Genomic DNA, 22,860 nt, shown 5'->3' with positions numbered 1-22,860 from the left:
CTCACACCACGTCCAGTTCCGGCAGCGGGAACACCAGCCGTCCGCCCGCCGCGCGGAAGGCGCTCTCCCGCTCCAGCATCATGCTGCGGAAATGCCAGGGCAGCACGAAGAACTGGTCGGGCGCCAGTGCGCGCGCCTGCTCCTCCGACACGATCGGTATCGCGCTTCCCGGTGTGAACTTGCCGAACTTGTCGTCGTTGACCTCCGCGATGCACTCCAGGTCCTCCGGGCCGATCCCGCAATGCTGCAGCACCACATTGCCTTTGGTGGAGGCCCCGTAACCGAGCGTGCGCAGACCGGCCTTGCGGGAGCGGTCGAAGAAATCCCGGACCTGGTCGCGATGCTGGTCGACTCGTTTGGCGAAGTCGGCGTACGGCTGCCCGGTGTGCAGCGCGAGCGTGGACTCCTCCTGACGCATCCGATCCAGTGCCGCGGCATCGGCAGGCGAGGGCGCCCCCCGCTTGCCCAGGGTGAGGGCGAAGCTGCCGCCGTTGACGGTGTTGCGTTCCACCTCGAGCACGACGAAGCCGCACCGTCGCGCCATCCACTCGAGCTGGTCGAGGGTGTAGTACTCCAGATGCTCGTGACAGATGGTGTCGTAGGAGGTCGTGGCCAGCATCGCGGGCAGGTAGCTCTGCTCGAGCACCCAGACGCCGTCGTCGGTGAGGCTGTCGTGCACGGTGCGCATGAAACCCAGCGGATCGGGGACGTCGTAGAACATGGCGATCGAGGTGATCACCTTGGCCCGCCGCCCTTCCAGCGCCGATTCGACCAGCTCGCGAGTGAAGTAGCCGGTCACCAACCGCACGTGCGGCGGATAGAACCGGCGGAACTTCTCCCCGAGCGGGTCGATGCCCACGATCGTCGCCGACCCTTCGGGATAGGCGCGCAGCAGCGTCGCGTCGTTGCTGCCGATGTCGATCACCACATCGTCGGGCGTCAACGGCACCCGCTGCCGGATCCTGGCCACCCGGTGAGCGAGGTGCTCGATCATCGATCGATTCAGTCCGGAGCGGTAGCCGTAACCGGGGGAATACATTTCGTCGAAATCGGCGGTGTGTCGCAACTGCACCAGCCCGCACTCCTCGGGACCGGTGGGCACGCAGCGCACCAGCTCCAAGGGGTAGCGCGGCACCTCGGTCGGGTCGTCGGCCGGGAACACCCCGGTCAACGCCATCGTGCCGAGGTCGACCACCGTCTCGAGCCGGGTGTTCCCGCACACCCGGCAGCACTGCACCGCCACTGCTCGTGTCACACGTTCTCCATATCGTGGGCCACCATCAACTCGACCAGTTCGGTGAAACTCGTGCGGGGCGCCCACCCGAGCTTCTGTCTCGCCTTGGTCGGATCACCGGTGAGATAATGCACCTCGGCGGGCCGGAAATAGGTCGGATCGACCTCGACCAGCACCCGCGAGGTGCGCCGATCGATTCCCTTCTCCTCCAGACCCGTTCCCTCCCAGATCAACTCGACCCCGGTGGCGGAGAACGCGGTCTCGCACAGCTCGCGCACGCTGTGCGTCTCACCGGTGGCGATCACGTAGTCGTCGGGTTCGGGCTGTTGCAGCATCAGCCACATCGCCTCGACGTACTCCTTGGCGTACCCCCAGTCGCGGCGGGCGTCGAGGTTGCCGATGAAAAGCTTCTCCTGCTTGCCCTGCGCGATGCGCACGGCGCCCCTTGTCACCTTGCGAGTAACGAAAACCTCTCCCCTCCTAGGTGATTCGTGATTGAACAGCGTGCCGTTGACGGTGTACATCCCGTAGGCCTCGCGATGGTTCACCGTGATCCAGTACGCGTACAGCTTCGCCACGGCATACGGCGAGCGAGGATGGAACGGTGTGTCCTCGCTGAGCGCGACGTCGTGCAGGCCGCCGTACAGCTCCGAGGACGAGGCCTGGTAGAACCGGGTCGCGATGCCGGTCTTACGGATGGCGTCGAGGATGCGCAGCGTGCCGATCGCGTTGGTCTCGGCGGTGAACTCCGGGATCTGGAACGAGATGTGCACGTGCGACTGCGCACCCAGGTTGTAGATCTCCGCCGGGCGCACGTCCTCCAGGATCCGGTTGAGACTGCTGGAATCCATCAGATCCCCGTAGTGCAGGAACAGCCGGCGTTGGGAATGCGTATCGGAATACAGGTGGTCTATCCGGTCGGTATTGAAATTCGACGCACGCCGGATAATCCCGTGCACCTCATATCCTTGCTGCAACAGGAATTCCGTCAGATATGACCCGTCCTGGCCGGTGATGCCGGTTATCAGCGCCTTTCTCATCAAACCTCCAACCCCGAGACTAACCGGTAGCCAAATGGCGGGCAATACCTATCTTTCGGTCGCCGCCGGTATTAGAATTCGATTGCATGAGCGCGGCCTCCGAAAAAACTCTGGTAATGATTCCGACGTACAACGAGCGTCGCAACGTGGGCCCGTTGCTCGCTCAGATCTTGGAACAGGGCACCGATTTCGATGTCCTCTTCGTCGACGACAACTCCCCGGACGGCACCGGCGATGTACTCGATGACCTGGCCCGACAGCATGCGCCCCGCATCCACGTGCTGCATCGGGCCGGTCGCCAAGGCGTCGGCTCCGCGCACCAGGCCGGTATCCGCTGGGCCTACGCGCAGGGATATCGGCACATCATCACGATGGATTCCGATTTCGCGCATCCGCCGTCGTATCTTCCGGCATTGCGCGCGGCGGCGGACGGTTTCGACATCGTGGTCGGTTCGCGATATCTGAAAGAGGACAGCCTCGCCGACTGGACTCCCTTCCGCAAGGTCCTCACCCGGGTCGGGCATTTTCTCACCGTGACATTGCTGCGAATGCCCTACGATGCCACCGGCGCGTTCAGATACTACCGGCTGGACACGGTTCCGGTGTCCGCTTTCGATCGTGTTCGCTCGACCGGATACTCCTTCTTCTTCGAAAGTCTGTACATCCTCGCCGCCAACGGTTACCGGATCGAGCAGGTGCCGATCCACGTCCTCAACCGCACCGCGGGCGCCTCCAAGATGCGCACCCGGGACGTGGCGACCAGCGTGCGTTTCCTGTTGGTGCTGTGCGCGGAGAAGTACCTGCGCCCCAGCAGGCACCGCATCAGTTCGCCCGCGCATCGCTGACCCTCCGCCCGGCCAGCCAGTCGATCACCGCCGCCGCCTCCGGCCAGTCGGGGCCGGTGGCGGTGATCGGGAACTGGTCGTCCACATAGTCTTTGGCGAACTCCGACCGCGAGCCCACCGCGTCCCGCACCTCGGCCAGCGTCACGGTGGTGCGTGCGCCGACCTCGCGCAGGCCGGTGTCCGTAAGGTGGGCGGCGATCCAGTCGGCGCACCAGTCGACCGGGGCGAAGCTCTGGCGCGAGCAGCCGCTGGCGAACACCGGGCGGTCGGCGGCCATATCCGCCAGCACGCCCTTGCGGTAGTCCCCGCCGTACATCGGGCCGAGGCGGACGACGAGATCATCTGCGCCGGAGCACAATTGCTCGGCTTCCGCGCGGTGGCGTCCGTAGACGGTGTCCAGTTGGGTGCGCGCGGAGATGCTGCTGATCTGCACGAACCGGTCCCAGCGCCACCGCTCGCGCAGCAGGCGCGTCTTGTCCACCGTCTCCTGGCGGTCGGCGTCGGGATTGTGCTCGGCCCAGAAACGTTTCGACGGGCAGGCGGCATTGACCAGCACGTCGTAGCGACCTGCGGTGCGATGCAGCTCATGGTCGGCGCGCACCACCGGCACCACCTCCCACCCTCCGCTCCTGCCGAGCGCTTCGACCAGCGCGGCGCCCACGTATCCCGCGGCGCCGACCACTGCCACCCGTAATCGGCTCACACGGCGTCCTTTCCGGTGTGCGCGTCGCAGCGTGCGGCCGGGCTGCGCCGCGTCCCGGCCACCCACGCCGCGTCGACCTCGGCACGAGAGCGGGCCGCCGTCGACGCCTCCCCGCTGGGGGTTGTTGCGTTCATGCGCCGTTGCCTTCCAAGGTGTGCGGCAGCGGCGCCACCTGCACGATCGGCGGATCGCACTCGTCCCACGGCTTGGTCAGCATGGCGACGAACGTCAGCGGGGTGATCGAGTACACCGTGTGCATCACCCCGATCGGCGTGCGCGTGCAGATGCCCTTGCCCACGTGGATGAATTCCTCCGGGCAGTTCGGGTCCTCGTGGTCGTCCTTGGTCACCAGCACGCCATTGCCCTCGACGAACAGCAGGTACTCGACGAAATGCGGGTGGTAGTGCAGGCCACGCACCTTGCCGGGGTGCATGTAGATCAGGTTGAACTCCAGCAGGGGTTCCGGCGGAACCCAGGTGAAAATGCCGCCGCGCCCGTCGCGGACGGTGTCGAGGTTGCACGAGGGGGTGAGGACTTCGACCTTCATTTACTGCATCCCTTCATCAGGCGGATACCGCGTCGGGGCGGACAGCGGCGAGCTTGTCCGCGAGCGAGCCGAGCAGCGCTGCCCGCTGCTCGGCGAGAAAGAAGTGACCGCCGGGCAGCAGCTCGGTGGAGCGCAGGCCCGGAAGGACGTCGCGCCAAGCCTCCAACTGGGTGGCCGCCACCTGGCGGTCGTCGCGACCGCCGAACAGGTGGGCCGGGCACGACGGGGCGGTGGCGGGGGTGAACCGGTAGTCGTCGAAGATCTCGAAGTCGCTGCGCAACGCGGGGAGGAACAGCGCCATCACCTCCGGGGTCTCGCGCACCTCCGGCGGGATGCCGCCGTAATGGCCCACCGCGGCGACGAACTCGTGATCCGACAGCTCCGACAAGCGCCCTGGCCTGGGCAGGTGCGGGGCCACCGCGCCGCCGAGGAACAGTGCCCGCGGCACGATCGAATCGGGCAGGCGGCGCGCTACCTCGTAGGCGGCCAGCGCGCCCAAGCTGTGGCCGAAGAAGGCGAACGGCAGATCGGTCAGCGGCACAACCCGCGCCAACGCGGCATCGAGGAGATCGGTGAAGCGGCGGATCGGTGTCTGCGCCAGATGCCGCTGCCGGGCAGGCAGTTCGATCACGCACAGCTCCACCCAGTCGGGCAGATCGCGCCGCCACGGGGTGTATGCAGCGGCTTTGCCACCGGCGAACGGCCAGCAGAACAACCGCAGACTCGGCGTTCCCGCTGTCTTGCGGTGGATGGTCAGCCCGCCCGTATCGGTGGGTCGTACCGATTCTGGGGCGGCTGGAGGTGGCGTCGAAGCCGGAATCGTGTCGGCCGCAGTGATCGTCGTTCTGTGGAAGGACTCGGTCGGCACCGGAAGCGGCTCGGCTGCAATGCCTCTCGCATCATCGTGTAGCGCACGGAGATCGCGTACTGTCGCGATGCGAGTCACCGGCGCGCCCAGCGTCGCGAAGAACTTCGACAACGGCGCCGACGGGCCGACCTCGTAGCGGGGTGTGCCCGAGCGCAGCAACGCGCGCATGTTCGCGGTCCAGCGCACCGGAGCCGAGATCTGGCGGACCAGATGCTCGGTGACGGTTTCGGGCCGGTGGAACTCCCCGGTGTAGTTCGAGGTCACCGCGACCGCACGTTCGGCGCGGAGGCGCGGGGCGCACTCGGCGAGATGTCCGGCGAATTCGGATTCGATGCCGCGCATCCACCGCGAGTGGAACGGCGCGCTCACCCGCAGCGGGACGAACCGCAGGTCCGGCAGGCGTTCGGCGAGGATGACGCGCGCGGCCGCGATCGCGTCGCTGCCACCGCTGATGACGAGCTGATCGGTCGAATTGTCGTTGGCCACCTCCGCGCCCGCCTCGGCCACCAGATCGCTCACCCCCGAGCCGGCGATGTCCGGCAGGATCAGCGCGGCCATCGCCCCCGCACCCTCCGGCACGGCGCGCTGCATGAGCGCCCCGCGGGTGCGCACCAGCCGCACCCCGTCGGCGAGGTCGAACACGTCCGCGGCGACCAGCGCGGCGTACTCGCCGAGGCTGTGCCCGCCGAAAGCGACCGGCCGCACACCGAATTCGGCCGACAGCACCCGGTAGGCGGCGATCTCCATGGTAAGCACGCAAGGCTGGGTGTACTCCGTGCGATGCAGCCGCGGATCCCGCTCGGCGCAGATCCGCAGCAGATCCTCGCCCACCGCGTCGCTCGCTTCGGCGAAAGTGTCTCGGGCGAGGGGGAACTCGGCGCAGAAGTCCGCACCCATACCGGTGCGCTGGGCGCCCTGCCCGGGGAAGACGATCGTGCACTCGCCGCTCATCGCAGCGCCTCCGCGGTCGACTCGGCCGCGCGCGGCGCGGGGATGTAGCCCACTTCGGCACAGTGCGCCAGATACACCCGCACCAGGTCCTCGGTGGGCGGGCAGTCGATGCCCGCCGCGCCCAGCACCCGCCGGGTGTAGGCACAGTCGGCGTAGGAGCTCTCCTCGTAGTGGATGGTGCCGAACAGTTCGATGCCGTACTTGAACATCTCCAGGGTCTGGCTGTCGTAGACCTCGTCGGTGCCCAGCCGGTGGATCTGCCGGTCGGTGGCCTTGCGGTGGAATTCCTCCAGCGGCACCAGATCCACCTGGTACCCGGCGCGCTGGACATACCGGACTACGTCGTAATAACGCCGGATGTCGGGGTTGGTGAGGTGGTAGGTCTCCCGGTAAGTCGCGCGGTGCAGCGCGATGTGGGTGATCGCGGCGCTGACGTAGTCGACCGGGGTGATGTCCCAGTGCACCGGCGTCAGCATCGTCTCGCCGGTCTCGATCATCGTCTTGAGGATGTCGTAGTACGCGCCTTTGACGCTGACCTCGGAGAACGGGTACCGGCCGGTGCGGCTGTCGCCCATGATATTGCCGGGGCGCACGATGTCCCAGAGCAGTCCGCGCTCGCTCGCCGCGCGGATCAGCTTCTCGGACTCGTACTTCGTCTGCTGGTAGGGCAGATGATCGTACCCCTGGCCCAGTTCGAGGTCGCGCTCGGTGAACGGCGGGTTGTTGAAGTTCAGCCGGTCACCCAGGGCGCTGAAACTCGACACGTACACCAGGTACTTGCCGCGTGAGCGCAGCGCGAACTCCACCGCACGGCGGGTGCCTTCGACGTTGATCGGGGCCAGCGCGTCGTAGAAGGTCACCAAGGTGGTGCGGCCCGCGGCATGGATGGTCAGGTCCACCTCGTCGGCGATCCGCCGCCAGGTCGCCTCGTCCAGGCCGAGCCGTTCCTCGGCGACGTCGCCGAGCACCGTGGTCACGCGATCGGCGAACACCTGGTCGAGCGATCCGTCCGGATCGTAGGTGCTCAGGAAGTGCTTGACCCGGCGCTCGGCCGCGGCCACGGTCTTGCCGCGCACCAGGCAGGTCACTCGCACGTCGGAGCGCGTGAGCAGATCGTGCAGCAGCTTGCCGCCCAGCACGCCGGTCACGCCCGTGATGAAGACCGATCGCACCGGGATCGGGGCGCCCATGCGCACCAGCGGGATGTCCTGCTGGACTGTCGCGGCCGGGTCCACCGCGGTGGCGCGCGGGGCGTCGTCCCGCGTCGTCCCGGCGATGATGCCGTCGGCCACCAGGTAGTGCGACAGCGACGCGATGGTGGGATACAGCTCGGTCGACTCCGCCGGGATCTTGACGTCGTAGTGCTTCATCAGCCGGTTGAGCATCCGGACGGTGGCCACCGAGTCGAACCCGAAGTCGGTGAAATCCGCGTCGAGATCGAGATCGGCCGGGTCGGACTTGGTCAGATCCGCGAAGATGTCGCGGATGTGCTCGGCGAGCCGATTGCACAGGGCGCTGTCGAATTCGTCGCCGGTCGCGGTTGTGGTGACCGGTTCAGTGCTACTGGTCGGGTCGGTGACCGCTTCGGCGACGGTCGGGTCGATGGTGACTGATTCGGTTCCGCCGGGCGGGGTGGTGGTGACTCGTTCGGTTCCACCGGGCGGCGTGGTGGTGACTGATTCGGTTCCACCGATAGGGGTGTTGGTGACTGGTTCGGCGGCGTCGGCCAGGTCGGTGGTGACCGGTTCGGCGACGCCGGTTGGGTCGGCGGTGACCGGTTCAGCGACGCCGGTCGGAGCGGGCAGGTCGGTGGGCGACCCGATCGGTTCGGTCGACGCCGGTTCGGTTCGGCGCGCGGTGCCATTCGTGGAACGGCCGTTGCGCTGCTCTGCCCGGGATCGCTCGTTTTCCTGCGCGACCACTGTTTTCGCGACCACCTGGGTCGCCGGGTGACTGCGTTTGCGGTAGTCCTCGGGAACGATCCAGTACCTGCGCCGCGCGAACGGGTAGCCGGGCAGGCTCACGGTCCGGCCGAACGGCTGCTCGTACCCCTGTTCCCAGTCCACGGTCCATCCGCCGGCCCACAACTCGGCGACCCGTGGCAGATTGCCCGAGCGCAGCAGCCCACGCACTTCGGCGCGGTCGGCGTCCGACTCGCCGGGCAGTTCGTCGAGTTCGCGGTGGGTGCGGGCCACGCCACGGAAGACCAGCAGCCCTTCGGCCGGTGCCGGGACACTCGGATCGGCGGCGCTGTCGAGCAATTCCACGAGTTCGGCCGTAGAGGTGGCCACCACCGCGAGGCGATGTGCGAACGCGCTCCGCCCGACGGCCAGCGTCCACGCCACATCGGGCAGCGGCAACGGGTGTTCGCGCAGCCGGTCCGCTGTGCGAGCGGCCAGTTCCGCGAGCCGGTCGCCATCGCGCGCCGACAGCACCACGATTCGCGGCTGCCCGTCTTCGGCGGTGGGCACGGTGGGCTCGGCGTCGGTGAGGATCACGTGGGCGTTCGAGCCGCCCGCACCGAACGAGCTGACGGCGGTAATACGGGGCTTGCCGTCGTCGGGTCGCGGCCAGGCCGTGGGTCGGTCGATGACGCGGAACGGTGACGCCGCGAAATCGATGCCCGGATTCGGCGGATCGCCATGCAAGTTCGGCGCGATGGTGTCGTGGCGCAGTTGCAACAGCGCCTTCACCACCCCCGCGGCGCCCGCGGCCGCTTCCAGATGCCCCACACTGGATTTCGCCGAGCCGATGCCGCAGTAGCCGCGCTCGGACGTCGAACGGCGGTAGGCCTTGGTCAGCGCCGCGATCTCGATGGGATCGCCCAGCGCGGTGCCGGTGCCGTGGGCTTCCACGTAGCCGATGTCACCCGCGTCCACGCGGGCCGTGGTCAGCGCTCGGCCGATCAGGTCGGTCTGGGCGACCGGGTTGGGGACGGTGAACCCGTTGGTGCGCCCGCCGTGGTTGATCGTGCTGCCCCGGATCACGCCGTAAACGCGGTCACCATCGGCGCGCGCATGCCGCAGTGGTTTGAGCACGAGGGTCACCACCCCCTCCCCCGGCACGTAGCCGTCGCCGCCCGCGCCGAAAGACCGGCAGCGGCCGTCGGTGGAGGCCCAGCGGCCGTAACCGAGCAGCAGGTACTTGCCCGGGTGGATCGACACGTTCACCCCGCCGGCCAGCGCATAGGCCGACTCGCCGCGGCGCAGGCTCTCACAGGCCAGATGCAGCGCGGTCAGCGACGCCGAGCACGCGGTGTCCACCGCGAGACTCGGTCCGTTGAAGCCGAAGTGGTACGAGACCCTGTTCGCCACCGCGAAATATCCGGAGATCGGCACGCCGACGAACGCCTGGTACTCGGCATAACCCACCCCGGCGAACACTCCGGCATCGGGCAGGCCGCGCGCCGCGGCGCTGCGGCGCACCCGGTCCGGCGAGTAGCCCGCGTCTTCCAGTGCCGCCCACGATGTTTCCAGGAACAGTCGTTGCTGCGGGTCCATCTCCTCGGCGTCCTTGGGGGTGATGCCGAAGAAGCGGGCGTCGAATTTGTCCACGTCGTCGAGGAACCCACCCCAGCGCGCGTAGGTGGTGCCCGGTTCGTCGGGGTCCTCGGACAGGTACTCGCGGTGATCCCAGCGTTGTGGCGGGACCTCCACGATGCAGTCGCGGCCCGCGACCAGGTTGGCCCAGAATTCCTCGACATCTCCCGCCATCGGGAACTTGCCCGCCATGCCGATGACGGCGATGTCGTCGGAATCGTCCGCGTCGCCGGGGACGGACTCGCGCCCGGTGTCATCGAGGGCGACCGTGTGCGCCGCCCCGGAGGGGTGGCCGGTCGCGTCGTCGGCGTTGCCGGCCGACGTGGCCGCGGGCGTCGTGTCGGCGGCGGTATCGCCGGGTGCGATCGCGGCGAGCGTTGCGTCGGCGGCGTTGCTGGGCCGCAGTGCCTCGTTGGTCGCGGCGGCGGCGTTGCCTGGCGATGGTGCCGCGGAGGTCGCGTCGGCGGTGAGCACGGTCAAGCGCGGCGCGTGCTCGTCGGCGAGGTAGCCCGCGATGTCGCGGACGGTCTGGTACTCGAAGAACAGCGTGCTCGGGAGCGGACCGAAATCGGTTTCCAGCCGGTCGTTCATTTTGCTGATCAGCACCGAGTCGATGCCATAGTCCTGCAGCGGGATGCGGGTGCGGATCCGTTGCGGGTCGAGTCGGCAGTACTCGGCGAGCAGACCTTTCAGGTAGGTCTCGGCGGCCTGCCGCAACGGTGCGGAGCCCGGCAACGTGGGCTCGGCTTCAGGCGTGACGAGCGCGCGAGCGTCGGGGGCGGCAGCGTTGCGGACCCTGGTGTCTTCCTGAGGCGCAGCCGCCGTCCGGGCTGCGGGTACTACCGAGCCTTCGTCAGTCCCTCGTGGTGCCGCGGAGCCATCGAGCGACCCCAGTCCAGGCGCGACAGGTGCGGCGACGTTGACGGAGTCAGCCGTAAGCGGCGCTTGCGATACCGCGCCGGTCGATGGCGCCAGAGCGCGCTGCGCCGCGGGGACTCCCTGCGGCTCAGTGACTGTCTGCGGTCCGGCGGCTCGTTGCGGTTCGGCGGCTCCCCGAAGTTCGGCAGATCCCTGAGGTTCGGCGACGCCCCGTGGGTCGGGGAAGCGCTGAGAGGGCAAGCGCGCGGCGTCAACTGCGTGCGTGGACGAAGGCGCATCACTCGTGTCCGGTGCCCAGCACCTTTCACGGTCGAACTCGTAGCCGGGCAGATGAATACGGCGCGCGGCCGGGTCGCTCCAGCCCGCGTATTCGACCTGCCCACCCTCGGCCCACTGCTGTGCCGCCACAACCGGGTCGTCCAGCGCGATGGCTCCGGCCCGGTCCGTGGTGGCGGTGTCGATCGTTCCGGTGAAGACACCTGGCGGACGATCGCCTTCCACGAAAGCGGCCAGCCGCGCCGCGATCGCGTCCACTGAATCTCCGACCACGGCGAGCCGATGTTCGAATCCGCCGCGCCCGAACGCCAGCGTGCGCGCGATGTCCGCGGGCACCAGTTCGGGATGCGCGGTCAGATGTCTGCGCAGCGACCGGGCCATCTGCGTCAGGCTCGTGGCGCTGCGGGCGGAGAGCACGATCAGCTGCGGGCCGCCCGGTACCTCGCGCCGGGCCGTACCCGGCTCAGGTGCGCCGTCGACCACGAGGTGCGCGTTGGTGCCGCTGAAGCCGAAGGAGCTGATCGCGGCCCGGTGCGGGGTACCGGTCCACGGGCGCAGTTCGGTGTTGACGAAGAACGGCGACTCGTCCAACCCGAGCAGCGGGTTCACCGCTGCCACGTGTAGCGAGGGCGGCAGCTGTCCGGCGCGCATGGCCAGCAGCACCTTGAACAGGCTCGCCATGCCCGCGGCATGTGAGGCGTGCCCGATGTTCGATTTCACCGACCCCACCGGGACGGCGCCGACCGCGCCGGTGTAGCGGCGGAAGGCGGCGGTGAGCGCCTCGATCTCGATCGGATCGCCCAAACGTGTTCCGGTGCCGTGCGTTTCGACGTATCCGATGGTGGACGGATCGATCCCGCCGTCGCGATACACCGCCAGTTCCAGTTCGGTCTGCGCCCGGACGCTCGGCGCGGTGATGCCGTTGGTGCGGCCGTCGTGGTTGATCCCGATCCCGCGGATCACACCGTGGATGGGGTCGCCGTCGCGGTGCGCGGCGGCCAGCGGTTTGAGCACCACCACGCCGACGCCCTCGGCGATCACGAAGCCGTCGGCGTCGTCGGCGAAGCTCGCGCACCGGCCCCGCGGCGACAGCATGCCCATCGAGGAGGCGAGCAGGTGGTACTCGGGCGTCACGAACACCGCCACCCCGCCCGCCAGCGCGAGTTCCGACTCGCCCGAGGCGAGGCTGCGGCAGGCTTGGTGCAGCGCGACCAGCGCCGAGGAGCAGGCGGTGTCCAGACCGAGGCACGGACCGGTGAGATCCAGGTGATAGGCCACCCGGGCGGGCAAGATGGCCGGGCTGTTGCCGGTGAACATGTGATGGGAGCCGGCCGTTCCGCGACTGCGCAGGAGGTTGGCGTAGTCCGACCCCGGTGACCCGGCGAACACGCCGCATCGGCTGCGCCGCAGTGACTTCGGGTCGATGGCGGCGTCTTCGAGTGCGAGCCAGCTGTGTTCGAGGAACAACCTCTGCTGCGGGTCCATGTAGTCGGCTTCGGCGGGCACCATGTCGAAGAACGCCGGATCGAACTCCGCTACGCCGTCGAGGAATCCGCCCCACTTGGAGTAGGTCTTGCCCGGTGTCGCCGCTCCCGGCCGGAAGTGGTCGGCGATCGGCCAGCGTGACGCGGGTACCTCGGTCACGGTGTCGCGCCCGGCGGCGAGATTGCCCCAGAACTGCTCGAGGTTCGCCGCGCCCGGGAATTGCCCGGACATGCCGATGATGGCGACGTCCACTGATGCTGGCCTCTCGCTGGGCCGCGCGGCCTGCGCCGCGACGGTTCGGGTGCCGGGCGTCGATGCGCCCGTGATGGGGGATGTTCGAGTGGGCACTCGTGCCGACGACGCGCTCGTCGCCGTGGCGCCTTTCTCGGCCATGTGGGCGCTGAGCAGCCGCACCGACGAATGGTCGAACACCACCGTGGGGCGCAGCGCCAAGCCGTAGCGAGCGTTGACCCGGTCGATGATCTTCACCGCGAGAATGGAATCGACCCCGTACTCCGACAGCGGCAATTCCGCGCGCACCTCGCTGCGCGCCACGCCGAGTCCGTCGGCGACGATGGCGACGAGTTCGGACTCCAGTGCCAGGACACTGCCGGGCCGCGGTGGTGCGCTCACTGCGGCGAGGCGTTCCGCGGCGTCTGCGGGTCCGGCCTGTGCACCGGCAGCTGGTTCGACAGCCACCGCAGGGTGGAGCTGTGTATCGGCGGCTGGCTCGGTAGCCACCGCAGGGTGGAGTTGCGCTGTGGCGGCTGGCTCGGCGGCCACCGTGGGCTGGGGATCGGCGGGCGGCTCCGCGGCCCCGGTAAGCGGGAGCTGCGCGGTGGCGCTGACCGCGGCCAGCAGCCGGAAACTCGGCTCCGCGTCCGCGGACAGACCGGGACCCCACGAACGGACTCCGGTGAATCCCGCCGCGGTCATCGCGGCCTGCCATTGTGGCTCGGACAGCAACGGGGAGTGCGGGATACGCGCCTCGGGATCGCGGTAGGCGTGCCAACCGTCCAGCAGTCCGAAGGTCAGCGCGAGCACCTCGAGGTCGGCGGTCGCCTCGGTGAACGCGAGCGCACCGCCGGGCGCCAGTAGCCGCCGGACGTTGCGCAGAGTCGCGTCGATCGAGCGCGTCGCGTGCAGAACGTTGGCGCAGAGCACCAGGTCGGCCTCGTTCGCGGGGAATCCCTGTGCGACCGGGTCGGTCTCGATGTCCAGCACCGCGAAACGCAGGTTCTCGCGCGTGCCGAAGGTGCGTCGTCCGTGCGCGAGGAAACTGGGCGAGACGTCGGTGTAGTGATAGTCGAACGCGATCCCGCTCGCGGCGAGTGCCTCGAGCACGGCGTGCGTGAAACCGCCGGTTCCCGCGCCGACTTCGACGATCCGCAGCGGCCGCGTGTCGCTGTGCCGCTGGGCGAGCGCCGACACCAGGGCGGCGAGCAACCCGTTGGTGAAGTCGTAGGCGGCGTTGCCGCGATAGATCGAGCCCACCAATCCGAGGTCGCCACCGGGGAACAGCACCTCCGTCGCGGACAGCTCCCCCCGCAGTACACGCGGATACGCGGCCAGGCAGGTGTCCAGCAACGCCACGTAGGGCGCGGTCTCCGGGAAACGGGCGAGCAGGTCGGCGCGCATCCCGCTCGTGCCGGGAGGCGGGCCGGGGACCACGATCCGCTCGTCCTGCCACCGCATCAGCTCGTGGCGCCGCAGGATGTCCAGACAGCTGGTGCGCAGCCGGTCGAATTCCGGTCGCACACCCAGGCGCGCGTCCAGCGACTCCGTGGTCCACTCCCCCGCGGTGAGTCCCATTCCGGCGAGGGTGGCGAACAGCACCATCGCCGCGTAGCGGCCGAGTTCGGCCTTACCGGGCTCCACGATGCCCGTGGGCTGGACGGACGCCTCGAAACGCTCCGCCGCGGCGTCGAAGCCCGAGCGCGGCGGTGCGATGATCCAGTAGCCGGTGCGCTCGAAGGGATACCCGGGCAACGGGATGCGACGCCGCGGACCGCCGCGTGCGCGCCAATCGACTTCGGCGCCCGCGACCCACTGGCGGGCGAGGTCCTGCTCGCTGTGCGCCGCAGCGAACAGCGGTGGCCGAGCCTGCGCGTCGACGGTGCCGGTGACCACGGGGCCGAGCTGGTCGGTGCGGAATTGGTCGAGCGCCTCGGCCACCTCGACCGGCGCGGACGCGACCACCGCCAGCCGGTGTGCCAGCGCGGGCCTGCCCACCTGCAAGGTGCGCACCGCGTCGGTGAAATCCGCGGGATCGAGCGCGCGGAAGTGCCGCGCCATGATTTCGGCGTAGCGGTGCAGCCGCTGCGGTGTGCGAGCCGACAGCACGAAGATCTCCGGCCCACCCGTCGCGGCCGGGCGGGCGCGGTCGTCGAGGAATTCGGCGAGCACGACATGGGCGTTGGCGCCACCCGCGCCGAACGCGCTGATGCCCGCGTGCCGCGCCACCGCGACGCCGTCGACGGTGCGGCGCGGCCAATCCTCCAGTTCCCGCGGCAGGCGGAACGGTACCGAGTTGAACGCGATGGCCGGATTGGCCTGTGCCGCGTGCAACGTCGGCGCGATCCGGCCGTGCCGCATCTGCAGCAGCACCCGGGTCAGGCCCGCGACGCCTGCTGCCGCCTCCAGGTGACCGATGTTCGACTTCGTCGACCCGAGTGCGCGGGAGCGGCCCGTTCCGGTGGACCGGCCGAAGGCCGCGGCCAGACCGGCGATTTCGATCGGATCACCGAGCGGGGTGCCGGTGCCGTGCGCCTCGAGGTAGTCGATCGTGCCGGGATCGACGCCCGCCGCGCGCAGGGCCGCGCTGATCACCTCGGCTTGCGCGCCGGGATGGGGCACGCTGTAGCCGGAGGTCTGCCCGCCGTGGTTGACCGCGCTGCCCAGGATCAAGCCGTGGATGGCGTCGCCGTCGGCGCGGGCGGCCGACAGCGGCTTCAGGTACAGCGCGCCGACGCCTTCGCCGGGAACGTAGCCGTCGGCGGCGGCGGCGAACGGCCGGCACCGGCCGCTGTCGGACATCATGCCCAGGCTGTGCAACAGCAGGAATTTGTCCTCGTGCAGCAGCAGGTTCACCCCGCCCACGATCGCCGCGTCGCATTCGCCGTCGAGCAGGCTGCGCCGCGCCAGATGCAGCGCGGTCAGCGACGCCGAGCACGCGGTGTCCACGGTGAGGCTCGGCCCGCGCAGACCGAGGGTGTAGGAGGTGCGGTTGGCGATGGACGACGGAATCGAGGCCACCGCGACCGGATCGCCGTCGCGGGTGGCCGCGACGCCGAGCAGGCGGTAGTCGCTCCAGGTCGCGCCGACGAACACGCCGACGCGGCGATCCCGCACGGCCGGGTCGCTGTGGTGGTAGCCGGCGTGTTCCAGCGCCGCGTACGCCTGCTGCAGGAACAGACGCTCCTGCGGGTCCAGCAACGGCGCCTGGACTGGCGGAATGCGGAAGAACTGCGGGTCGAAACCGTCCACGTCGCGCAGGAATCCGCCGACCATCGGGGGCGCGCCGGGGCCGCCCTGGGCGGCGGTCAGCCACCAGCGTTCGGCGGGAACCGGGCCGACGGCGTCGTGTCCGTCCCGCAGGTTACGCCAGAACTCCTCGATGTCCTCCGCGTCCGGGTAGCGGCCGCTGATTCCGACGATCGCGATCGGCTCCTCGCCGCCGACGGCCGCATGGTGCTCGTGCACTGTCCCGGGGTCAGCTGCCTGCGCGCTCACCGGTGGGGCCGCCGGTTGCAGTCGTGCCCGCAGAGTTTCGGGCTCGCCCCAGACCGTGGCGAGTTGGGCACGACTCAGCGTCGCGCAGGACAACAGCAGATCGAGTCCGTTCGCGGTGGGCAGCAGTCCGGCGCCGACCCGCCGCAGCGCGGCGATCTGCTCGGCGGGAGGACGCATCCCACCCTCGGCCCACAGCGGCCAGTTGACGCTGATCGTCCGGTGTCCGGCGCGGTCGCGGTGTTCGGCGAAGGCGTCCAGATAGCGGTTGGCCGCCGCGTAATCCGCTTGCCCAGGGTTGCCGAGCACCGCGGAAACCGACGAGAACAACACGGTCAGGCGAGCCTCCGGCAACACGCGGATCAAGTGTCCGACACCGTAGACCTTCGGTGCCAGAACGGATCTCGCGTCGTCGCGGCCCGAGCCCGACAGCAGTCCGTCGCGCAACTGTCCCGCACCGTGGTAGAGCACGTCGACCGGCCCGAAAGTGGCGTGGACGATCGCGGCGACGCGTTCGGCGTCCGCGGCGACCGACACGTCGGCGCGCACGTGCACTGCTTCCGCGCCGAGGTCGTTGAGCTCGGCGAGCAGACCGGCGGCCGCCGCGTCGAGCGGGCGCCGCGACACCAGGACCAGCCGGGCGCCGTACTCGGTGGCGAGGCGGCGCGCCAGATGCCGGGCGATACCGCCGAATCCGCCGGTGACGACGACCACCGATCCCCGGCGCAGCACCGGGTCGCCGGAACCCGTCACGGAGCCGGTGAGCACACGTGGCCTGCGGACCTCGCGTCGTCCGTCGCGGTAGCGGATCTCGGTGTCGGGATCGCGTTCGTCGATGCCCAGTTCGGTGGCCACGATGTCGCCGACCGTCGTGGCTGGGTCGCGCTGTACGGCCTTCAGCAGTGGTAGCGGCTGCTCGAGCCGCAGCGTGCGCGCGAAGCCGCCCAGTAGAGCGCAACTCGATTCCCCTGCGGGGGTCGCGGGTGTGAGAGCGATTACGCGGCGCACCGGCGGCTCGGACGCCTCGGCGGTCGCACGCACCAGATCGCGCAGTGGCAGGTACATCCGCTCGATCAGCGCCTGCGGGTCGTCCTCCGGCACGGCTTCCGGCCACAGATACAACGCCGCGTCGAAGCGCAGCCGCCGGGCCGTCAGCTGGGCGACCAGCAGGCCCATATGCTGTGCGTCCGCCGGGTCGATGACGAAAGTGTCCGCGCTGGAGACGAATTCACTACCGGGCCGCACGCGGATGACCGTGGTGGCGGGGCTGGGCGGGTAGGGGTGGTCGGCGGTGTCGAAGACGAGCAGCCCGGTCGGTTCGCGACGAGGGTGCGCGGTGGTGTCGGTTTCCCAATCGAATCCGAAGGTAACCAGGTCGTCTTCGGTAGTGACGACAGGTTCGGGCGCCGCGATCAGGTCGGATGATCTCCGGTCTGTGCCTGCCTCCGCGGTCGACACGGCCGGTTGCTCGCCCGCGTCGAGCACGGTCGGCTCCGCGGTGGAATCGAAATCCGGGTGGGTCCGCGGCGCAGTGGCTGCGGGACGGTAGTTCGCGCCCGCGGTGTCGGCGAGGTGTCCGGCGAGCGCTTCGATGGTCTGGTACTCGAACAACAGTGTCGGGTAGAGCGGTTCGCCTACCCGCGCCTCCAGTTCGGCGGTCAGCCGCAGCAGGCGACCGGAATCCAAGCCGAGCTCGTAGAACCCCACGTCGGTCGCGATACCGGCGGGATCGGCGCCGAGCTCGGTGGCGACGAGGGCCGCCAGGTCGGCGGTGATCATCGCACGCGGATCGTTCGACGGGAGGTCCGGAGCCGAGCCGGGGTCCGCGGGACGCCGCGGCTCAGGCCGCGCGGAGGCATCCGAGCCGGACTGGGCCAGCAACCGTCGAATGTCCGCGCTGCCACGCACCCGCTTGGACGTCAGCCGGTACCGCACCACCGGCGATCCGTCGCGGTCGTAGAGCGCCACGTCGGCTTCGAGCAGGTCCGCGCCGTGACCGCCGTGCACCGTGGCTCGTACGTACACCTGCTCGGGGGTGGCTCGCCAGGCGCGCACGTCACCGAAGTAGATCGGGATGAACGCGCTGTCGTCGTCCACGCCGAGCCGGTGCGGGTCGACGAACGGCACGATGGTCGAGGCGTCCAGGAACGTGGGATGCAGCAGGAATCCGGGCAGATGCGCGGCCGCTTCGGAGCCCAGCCCCATCGTCGCGGTGACCACGTCGTCGCGGCGGGAGAAATGGCCGGTGGCGCGCATGAAGTCGCGGTGCTCGATGCCGCGGCCACCGCTCTGGGCGTACATCTCGGCCAGCCCGCGCGCCCGCGACGCCACCGGGAACGAATCCACATCGATCCTCGGTGTCTCGCCAGACGAATCAGTCTGTACCACAACACATTCCGCGACCGGCTCGACCGGTCCGTCCGGTGCGCCCGTGGCGTCCAAGCGCTGGACGTCGATGGCGACTCGTCCCGTCGCTCGATCGACCCGGAACGCGATGCGCACCGCGCCGTCGTCACCGAGGGCGACCGGACGCTGGAACAGCGCCTCCCGGATCGTCAGGTCGCCGGGCCGGTAACCGGCCGCCATCGCCGCACGCAGGATCATGTCGAGATACACCACGCCGGGCAGGATCCGGACGCCGTGCACCCGATGGTCACGCACCACCGGATCCTCGGCCCGCACGGTGGTGGCGAAGCTGTCCAGTTCGATCCCGCTCATCGCAGCGGCTCCACGCGGAGGAACGACGGCGCGGGCGCGTTCTGCGGCATCGGGACCACGATTCGCGGCGCGGGCTCCGTCGATGTGCTGGGAACCGTTTTCGGCAGCATGAAGCTCCTCTTGCGGAAGACGGGTGGATCAAGGGGTCGGCGAGTCGGCCGGTGCCCGTCGGGCGCCTGCTCGACGACGAGGTGGGCGTTGGTGCCACCGAAGCCGAACGAGCTGACGCCCGCCGCGCGCGGCCTGCCGTCGGCGGGCCGCCACGGACGCAGTTCGCGGTTCACCTGCAGCGGCGACCCGGTGAACTTGAAGCGCGGATTGAGGTTGTCGCAATGCAGCGACGGCGGCAGTGCCGCGTGGTGCACGGCCAGGATCGTCTTGACGGCCCCGGCGATGCCCGCCGCGGAAAGCAGATGCCCGATATTGGTTTTCACGCTGCCGACCGCGCACGGCTCCGGGCCGCGCGAGCGGTCACCGAGCACGGTCGCCAACCCCTTCAGTTCGATGGGGTCGCCGATCATGGTGCCGGTGCCGTGCGCCTCGATATACGACAGCGCGTCCGGCGACATGCCCGCCATGTCCAGCGCCGCGGTCACCACTTCGATCTGCGCCCGCATATTGGGTGTGGTGATGCCCATGGTGTGCCCGTCGTTGCCGATCGCCGAGCCGCGCAGCACCGCGTAGACCCGATCGCCGTCGGCGAGCGCGTCGTCGAGCCGTTTGAGCATCAGCAGCGCCGCGCCCTCGCCCGGCACGAAACCGTCGGCGTCCTCGGAGAACGTGGCGCACCGGCCGTGCGGCGAGAGCACACCCGCCGCGGACAGGGTGACGAACAGCATCTCGTCCAGCAGCACCTCCACACCACCGGCCAGCGCGGCGTCGACCTCGCCCGCCCGCAGCGCCTGGCAGGCCAGATGCACCGACAGCAGCGACGACGAGCACGCGCTGTCGAGCACGACATTGCCCGCGTGCCAGTCGAAATAGTCGGAGATGCGCGCCGCGATGAAGTTCTGCCCGATGCCGATGATGGTGTGCCGGTCGGCGACCGGAATCCGGTTGAAGTAGTTCGCCGCCCGGCTGCCTGCGTAGACGCCGACCCGCTTGCCCGCCAGCTCGTCGCGCCGGTATCCGGCGTCGGTGGTGGCCAGCACCGACGTTTCGAGCAGCAGCCGCTGCAACGGGTCCATCTGCCAGGCGAGTTCGTCGGTGACCCCGAAATACTCCGGATCGAACAGATCCACGCCGTCGACGAATCCGCCCCACTTGCTGTTGGTCAGACCCGGGCCGCCGCCCGGGCGGTAGAACCGGGCCGGGTCCCAGCGAGCCGGGTCCACCTCGCGGACGCCGGATTCGCCCGCGGCGAGCAGACGCCAGAACGCGTCCGGCGTGTCGCCGCCCGGGAGACGGCAGCCGACGCCGATCACGGCGATGGGCTCGGCCGCCCGGCCGCGGCGGGCGTCGGCCGCCCAGGCGGCCGTGCTGGGACGTGACCTTCCGGTCTCGCCTGTGCTCGGCGGATCGTCCGGTTTCCGCGACGGATTCGGTGCTGGTTCGGACGCGAAGCGTTCGGGGAACTGCTCGGTCAACAGACTCGCCAGCGCGTCCAACGTCGGGAATTCCAGCACCAGCGCCGGGTCGAAGGGCTGCCCGACGACCTGCTCGATCCGGCGCACCGCCGAGGCGATCAGCACCGAGTCCGCGCCGTATTCCTCGAACCGTTTGTCGCCCTCGAAGCGGGCCGGGGCCAGCTTCAACTCGTCGGAGAAGATCCGCAGCAGTTCCTCGTACGCCGCCGCGGACCCGTTCGTCGCCGTGGGAGCGGCAGCCGGTGCAGGCGGCGCCTGCAGCGGCTTACTCGTCCGTGTCGAAAGCCGCAGTGCGGCACCGTAGTACGGCAAGACGACCGGAGCGCCGGGCAATCCGAGTGCGGCGTCGAGCAGCTCGAATCCCTCCGCGGCGGTCAGCGCGGGAAGGCCGGTGGCCCGATAGGCCGTGCTGGTCACCTCGCCGAACCCGGTGCCGCGGAACGACGGCCAGTTGACCGACCGGAACCAGGGCCGCCCGGCGGCGTGCTGGGCTTCGGCGAAGCGGTCCAGGTGCGCGTTGGCCATCGCGTAGTCCGACAGGCCCACCGCCAAGCCGGGCAGCACGGCCGACACCGACGAGAACAACACGAAGAAATCCAGGCGATCGGCGGCCAGCACGTCGGCGAGGACCGCGGTGCCCGCCAGCTTGGGTTCGAGCACGGTCGCGATGGCCGGCCCGCTCTTGCGCACGAACGCCGGACTCTCGGTCGAGACGCTGCCCGCGCAGTGCAGCACACCGCCGATCGGGCCCAGCTCGCGCCGGACCGTGTCGAAAAAGCCGGACAGACCCGTCTCGTCGGTGAGGCTGCCGAAGTAGGTCCGCAGCGCGACACCACGATCCCGCAATTCGACCAGCCGCCGCAGCTTCTCCGCCACGGGCCCGGCCTCGGCCGCCACGCGATCCCATTCCGATTCCGGCGGGAGCGGTTCCCGGCCGAGGATGGCCAACCGGCGCGCACCGCGCTCGACCAGCGCCGCCGCGAACTCCGCACCGAGTCCACGCGTGCCGCCGGTCACCACATAGGTGCGGGCGGGATCGACGACGAGACCGTCGCGTGGCGAAGCGTCCGCCAGTTCGACGGCTTCGCGTATCCCGTCGCGATACCGCACCCGCGGCGCGCTGTCCTCGGCGGCGGAGCATTCCGCGCCCAGGATCGCCAGCAATCGGGCGGGATCGGCGCACACCGTGGCATGCTCGGTGGCGAAGTGCACACTGCGGGTGCGCACGTCACGGATTTCCTCGGCCAGCGCGGCGGCCAATCCGCCCAACGGCGCGGACTCCGGACCGCCTGCGCCGGGATGCCCGGCGGCGACGTGCATCAGTGTGAGCGAACCGGTGCGCGCCTCGAGCACGCCCTGGTACAGGCCCATCCGGCCGAGGTCGCCAGTGGGTCGGCCCGCCGGCGCGGGAACGAGATCGCACACGTCGAGCAAGCAGTCGGTGTCGGGATAGCGCGCCGCCAATGTCCGGCCGAGAGCGGCGGCCGCGTCGAAGTCGTCCCGGTTCAAATCGCCCGGCAGATCCGACAGCCGCACCAAACGGCCCGGATCACCGGCGGCGGCCAGCGCCTCGACCAAGTACTGCGGGGTCCGTGCGTCATAGACAACCAAGGTGCGCGGGAAACGCGCGTCACTCCCGGGCAGTGGAGCTTCCCGCCAAACCGGAACCAGCAACCGGCGTTCGGCTGGTGCGAGTTGCGACAACGATGCGGTTGGGGCTGCCGCTGCCTGGGGCAGCGGCGTGTACTTCTGCGCGAACTGTTCACTAGACGGGGGCTTCGGCAGCGTTTCTTCTGGTTCCGGGCCAGACCACTGGCTCGACGCGAGTTGTGCGGGGGGCGGGATTTCCGGTGCGGATGGTTGCCCCGAGTCGACTTGCGACAGCGGCATGTACTCCGGCATCGGCGCATACTGCCGCCCGGTTACCGGTGGTGACACCGAGCCGGGTTCCGGCACGGACGGATGGGCCGACGAGGGTGGTGCCGGCAGCGTGTTCTCCCGTGCTGACATCGACCGCCTGTTCGTTGGGTGATGTGACACCGGGCTCGATTCCGGCACGGACGGGTGCGATGCGGCGAATGGTGCCAGCGGCGTGTTCTCCTGTGTGGACACCGACTGCGCGTCCGATGTGGACGGCACCGGACCAGTCACGACGTCGGGAATCCAATACCGCTCCCGGGCGAACGGATAGGTCGGGGCGGGGATTCGGCGGCGGGGTCCGGGATCGCGGACGGCTGTCCAATCGATGTCGCCGCCGCCGAGCCAGCGCGCGATCCGGGAATCCTCGGCCGCATCCCGGCACGACCTCGCGCCGGGCACGTCATCGACCCAGGCGCGTACGGCAGTGCGCAATTGGTCGATGTCCCGTGCGACGAACGCGGCGCGCGCACGACCCGCCTGCCGACCCACCTGCATGGTGTAGGCGAGATCGCCGAGGTTCGGCTGCTGCCCGGCGAGGAA

At 69.6% G+C, this 22,860-nt stretch carries 9 protein-coding genes (1 of these 9 cut by a window edge); 1 reads left to right on the top strand and 8 read right to left on the bottom strand.

The features are described 5' to 3' along the window. Position 1: 1 nt before the first annotated feature. Positions 2–1,255, bottom strand: coding sequence for a class I SAM-dependent methyltransferase (locus LTT66_RS33290; protein ID WP_233062468.1), 1,254 nt, complete (start codon positions 1,253–1,255; stop codon positions 2–4). Beyond that, on the bottom strand, positions 1,252–2,274 hold the full coding sequence (gene gmd, locus LTT66_RS33285) for a GDP-mannose 4,6-dehydratase (RefSeq protein WP_195101544.1): 1,023 nt from the start codon (positions 2,272–2,274) through the stop codon (positions 1,252–1,254). Before gmd ends, LTT66_RS33290 begins: the two co-directional genes overlap by 4 nt. A 116-nt stretch (positions 2,275–2,390) precedes the next feature. Here gmd and LTT66_RS33280 point away from each other — a divergent pair, with 116 nt between their 5' ends. After that, positions 2,391–3,119, top strand: a complete 729-nt coding sequence (locus LTT66_RS33280) for a polyprenol monophosphomannose synthase (protein ID WP_233062467.1) — start codon at positions 2,391–2,393, stop codon at positions 3,117–3,119. On the opposite strand, the gene LTT66_RS33275 is transcribed toward LTT66_RS33280, so the two are convergent. The 6 genes in view from LTT66_RS33275 to LTT66_RS33250 are tightly spaced (at most 16 nt apart) and all read right to left on the bottom strand, a layout consistent with a single transcriptional unit that may run on beyond the window. Further along, positions 3,097–3,822, bottom strand: a complete 726-nt coding sequence (locus LTT66_RS33275) for an NAD-dependent epimerase/dehydratase family protein (RefSeq protein WP_233062466.1) — start codon at positions 3,820–3,822, stop codon at positions 3,097–3,099. The genes LTT66_RS33280 and LTT66_RS33275 overlap by 23 nt on opposite strands. Then, positions 3,819–3,956, bottom strand: coding sequence for a hypothetical protein (locus LTT66_RS33270; RefSeq protein ID WP_233062465.1), 138 nt, complete (start codon positions 3,954–3,956; stop codon positions 3,819–3,821). Before LTT66_RS33270 ends, LTT66_RS33275 begins: the two co-directional genes overlap by 4 nt. After that, positions 3,953–4,369, bottom strand: a complete 417-nt coding sequence (locus LTT66_RS33265) for a cupin domain-containing protein (RefSeq protein WP_043692050.1) — start codon at positions 4,367–4,369, stop codon at positions 3,953–3,955. The genes LTT66_RS33270 and LTT66_RS33265 overlap by 4 nt, the downstream gene beginning before the upstream one ends. Before the next feature lie 16 nt (positions 4,370–4,385). After that, complete coding sequence (locus tag LTT66_RS33260) at positions 4,386–6,188, bottom strand: thioesterase domain-containing protein (RefSeq protein WP_233062464.1); 1,803 nt, start codon at positions 6,186–6,188, stop codon at positions 4,386–4,388. Continuing rightward, positions 6,185–18,814, bottom strand: a complete 12,630-nt coding sequence (locus LTT66_RS33255; RefSeq protein WP_233062463.1) for a thioester reductase domain-containing protein — start codon at positions 18,812–18,814, stop codon at positions 6,185–6,187. The genes LTT66_RS33260 and LTT66_RS33255 overlap by 4 nt, the downstream gene beginning before the upstream one ends. Beyond that, positions 18,811–22,860 carry the end of a type I polyketide synthase gene (locus LTT66_RS33250; RefSeq protein WP_233062462.1) on the bottom strand. It continues 17,775 nt past the right edge of the window, so only the last 4,050 of its 21,825 coding nucleotides appear in the window; the start codon falls outside the window, past its right edge — the gene reads right to left on this strand; its stop codon occupies positions 18,811–18,813. Before LTT66_RS33250 ends, LTT66_RS33255 begins: the two co-directional genes overlap by 4 nt.

Origin of the sequence: Nocardia gipuzkoensis (assembly GCF_021183645.1) — a bacterium.
Classification (GTDB): domain Bacteria; phylum Actinomycetota; class Actinomycetes; order Mycobacteriales; family Mycobacteriaceae; genus Nocardia; species Nocardia abscessus.
Note: the sequence above shows the minus strand (reverse complement) of the source record. Positions and strands in the feature narration are given on the sequence as shown.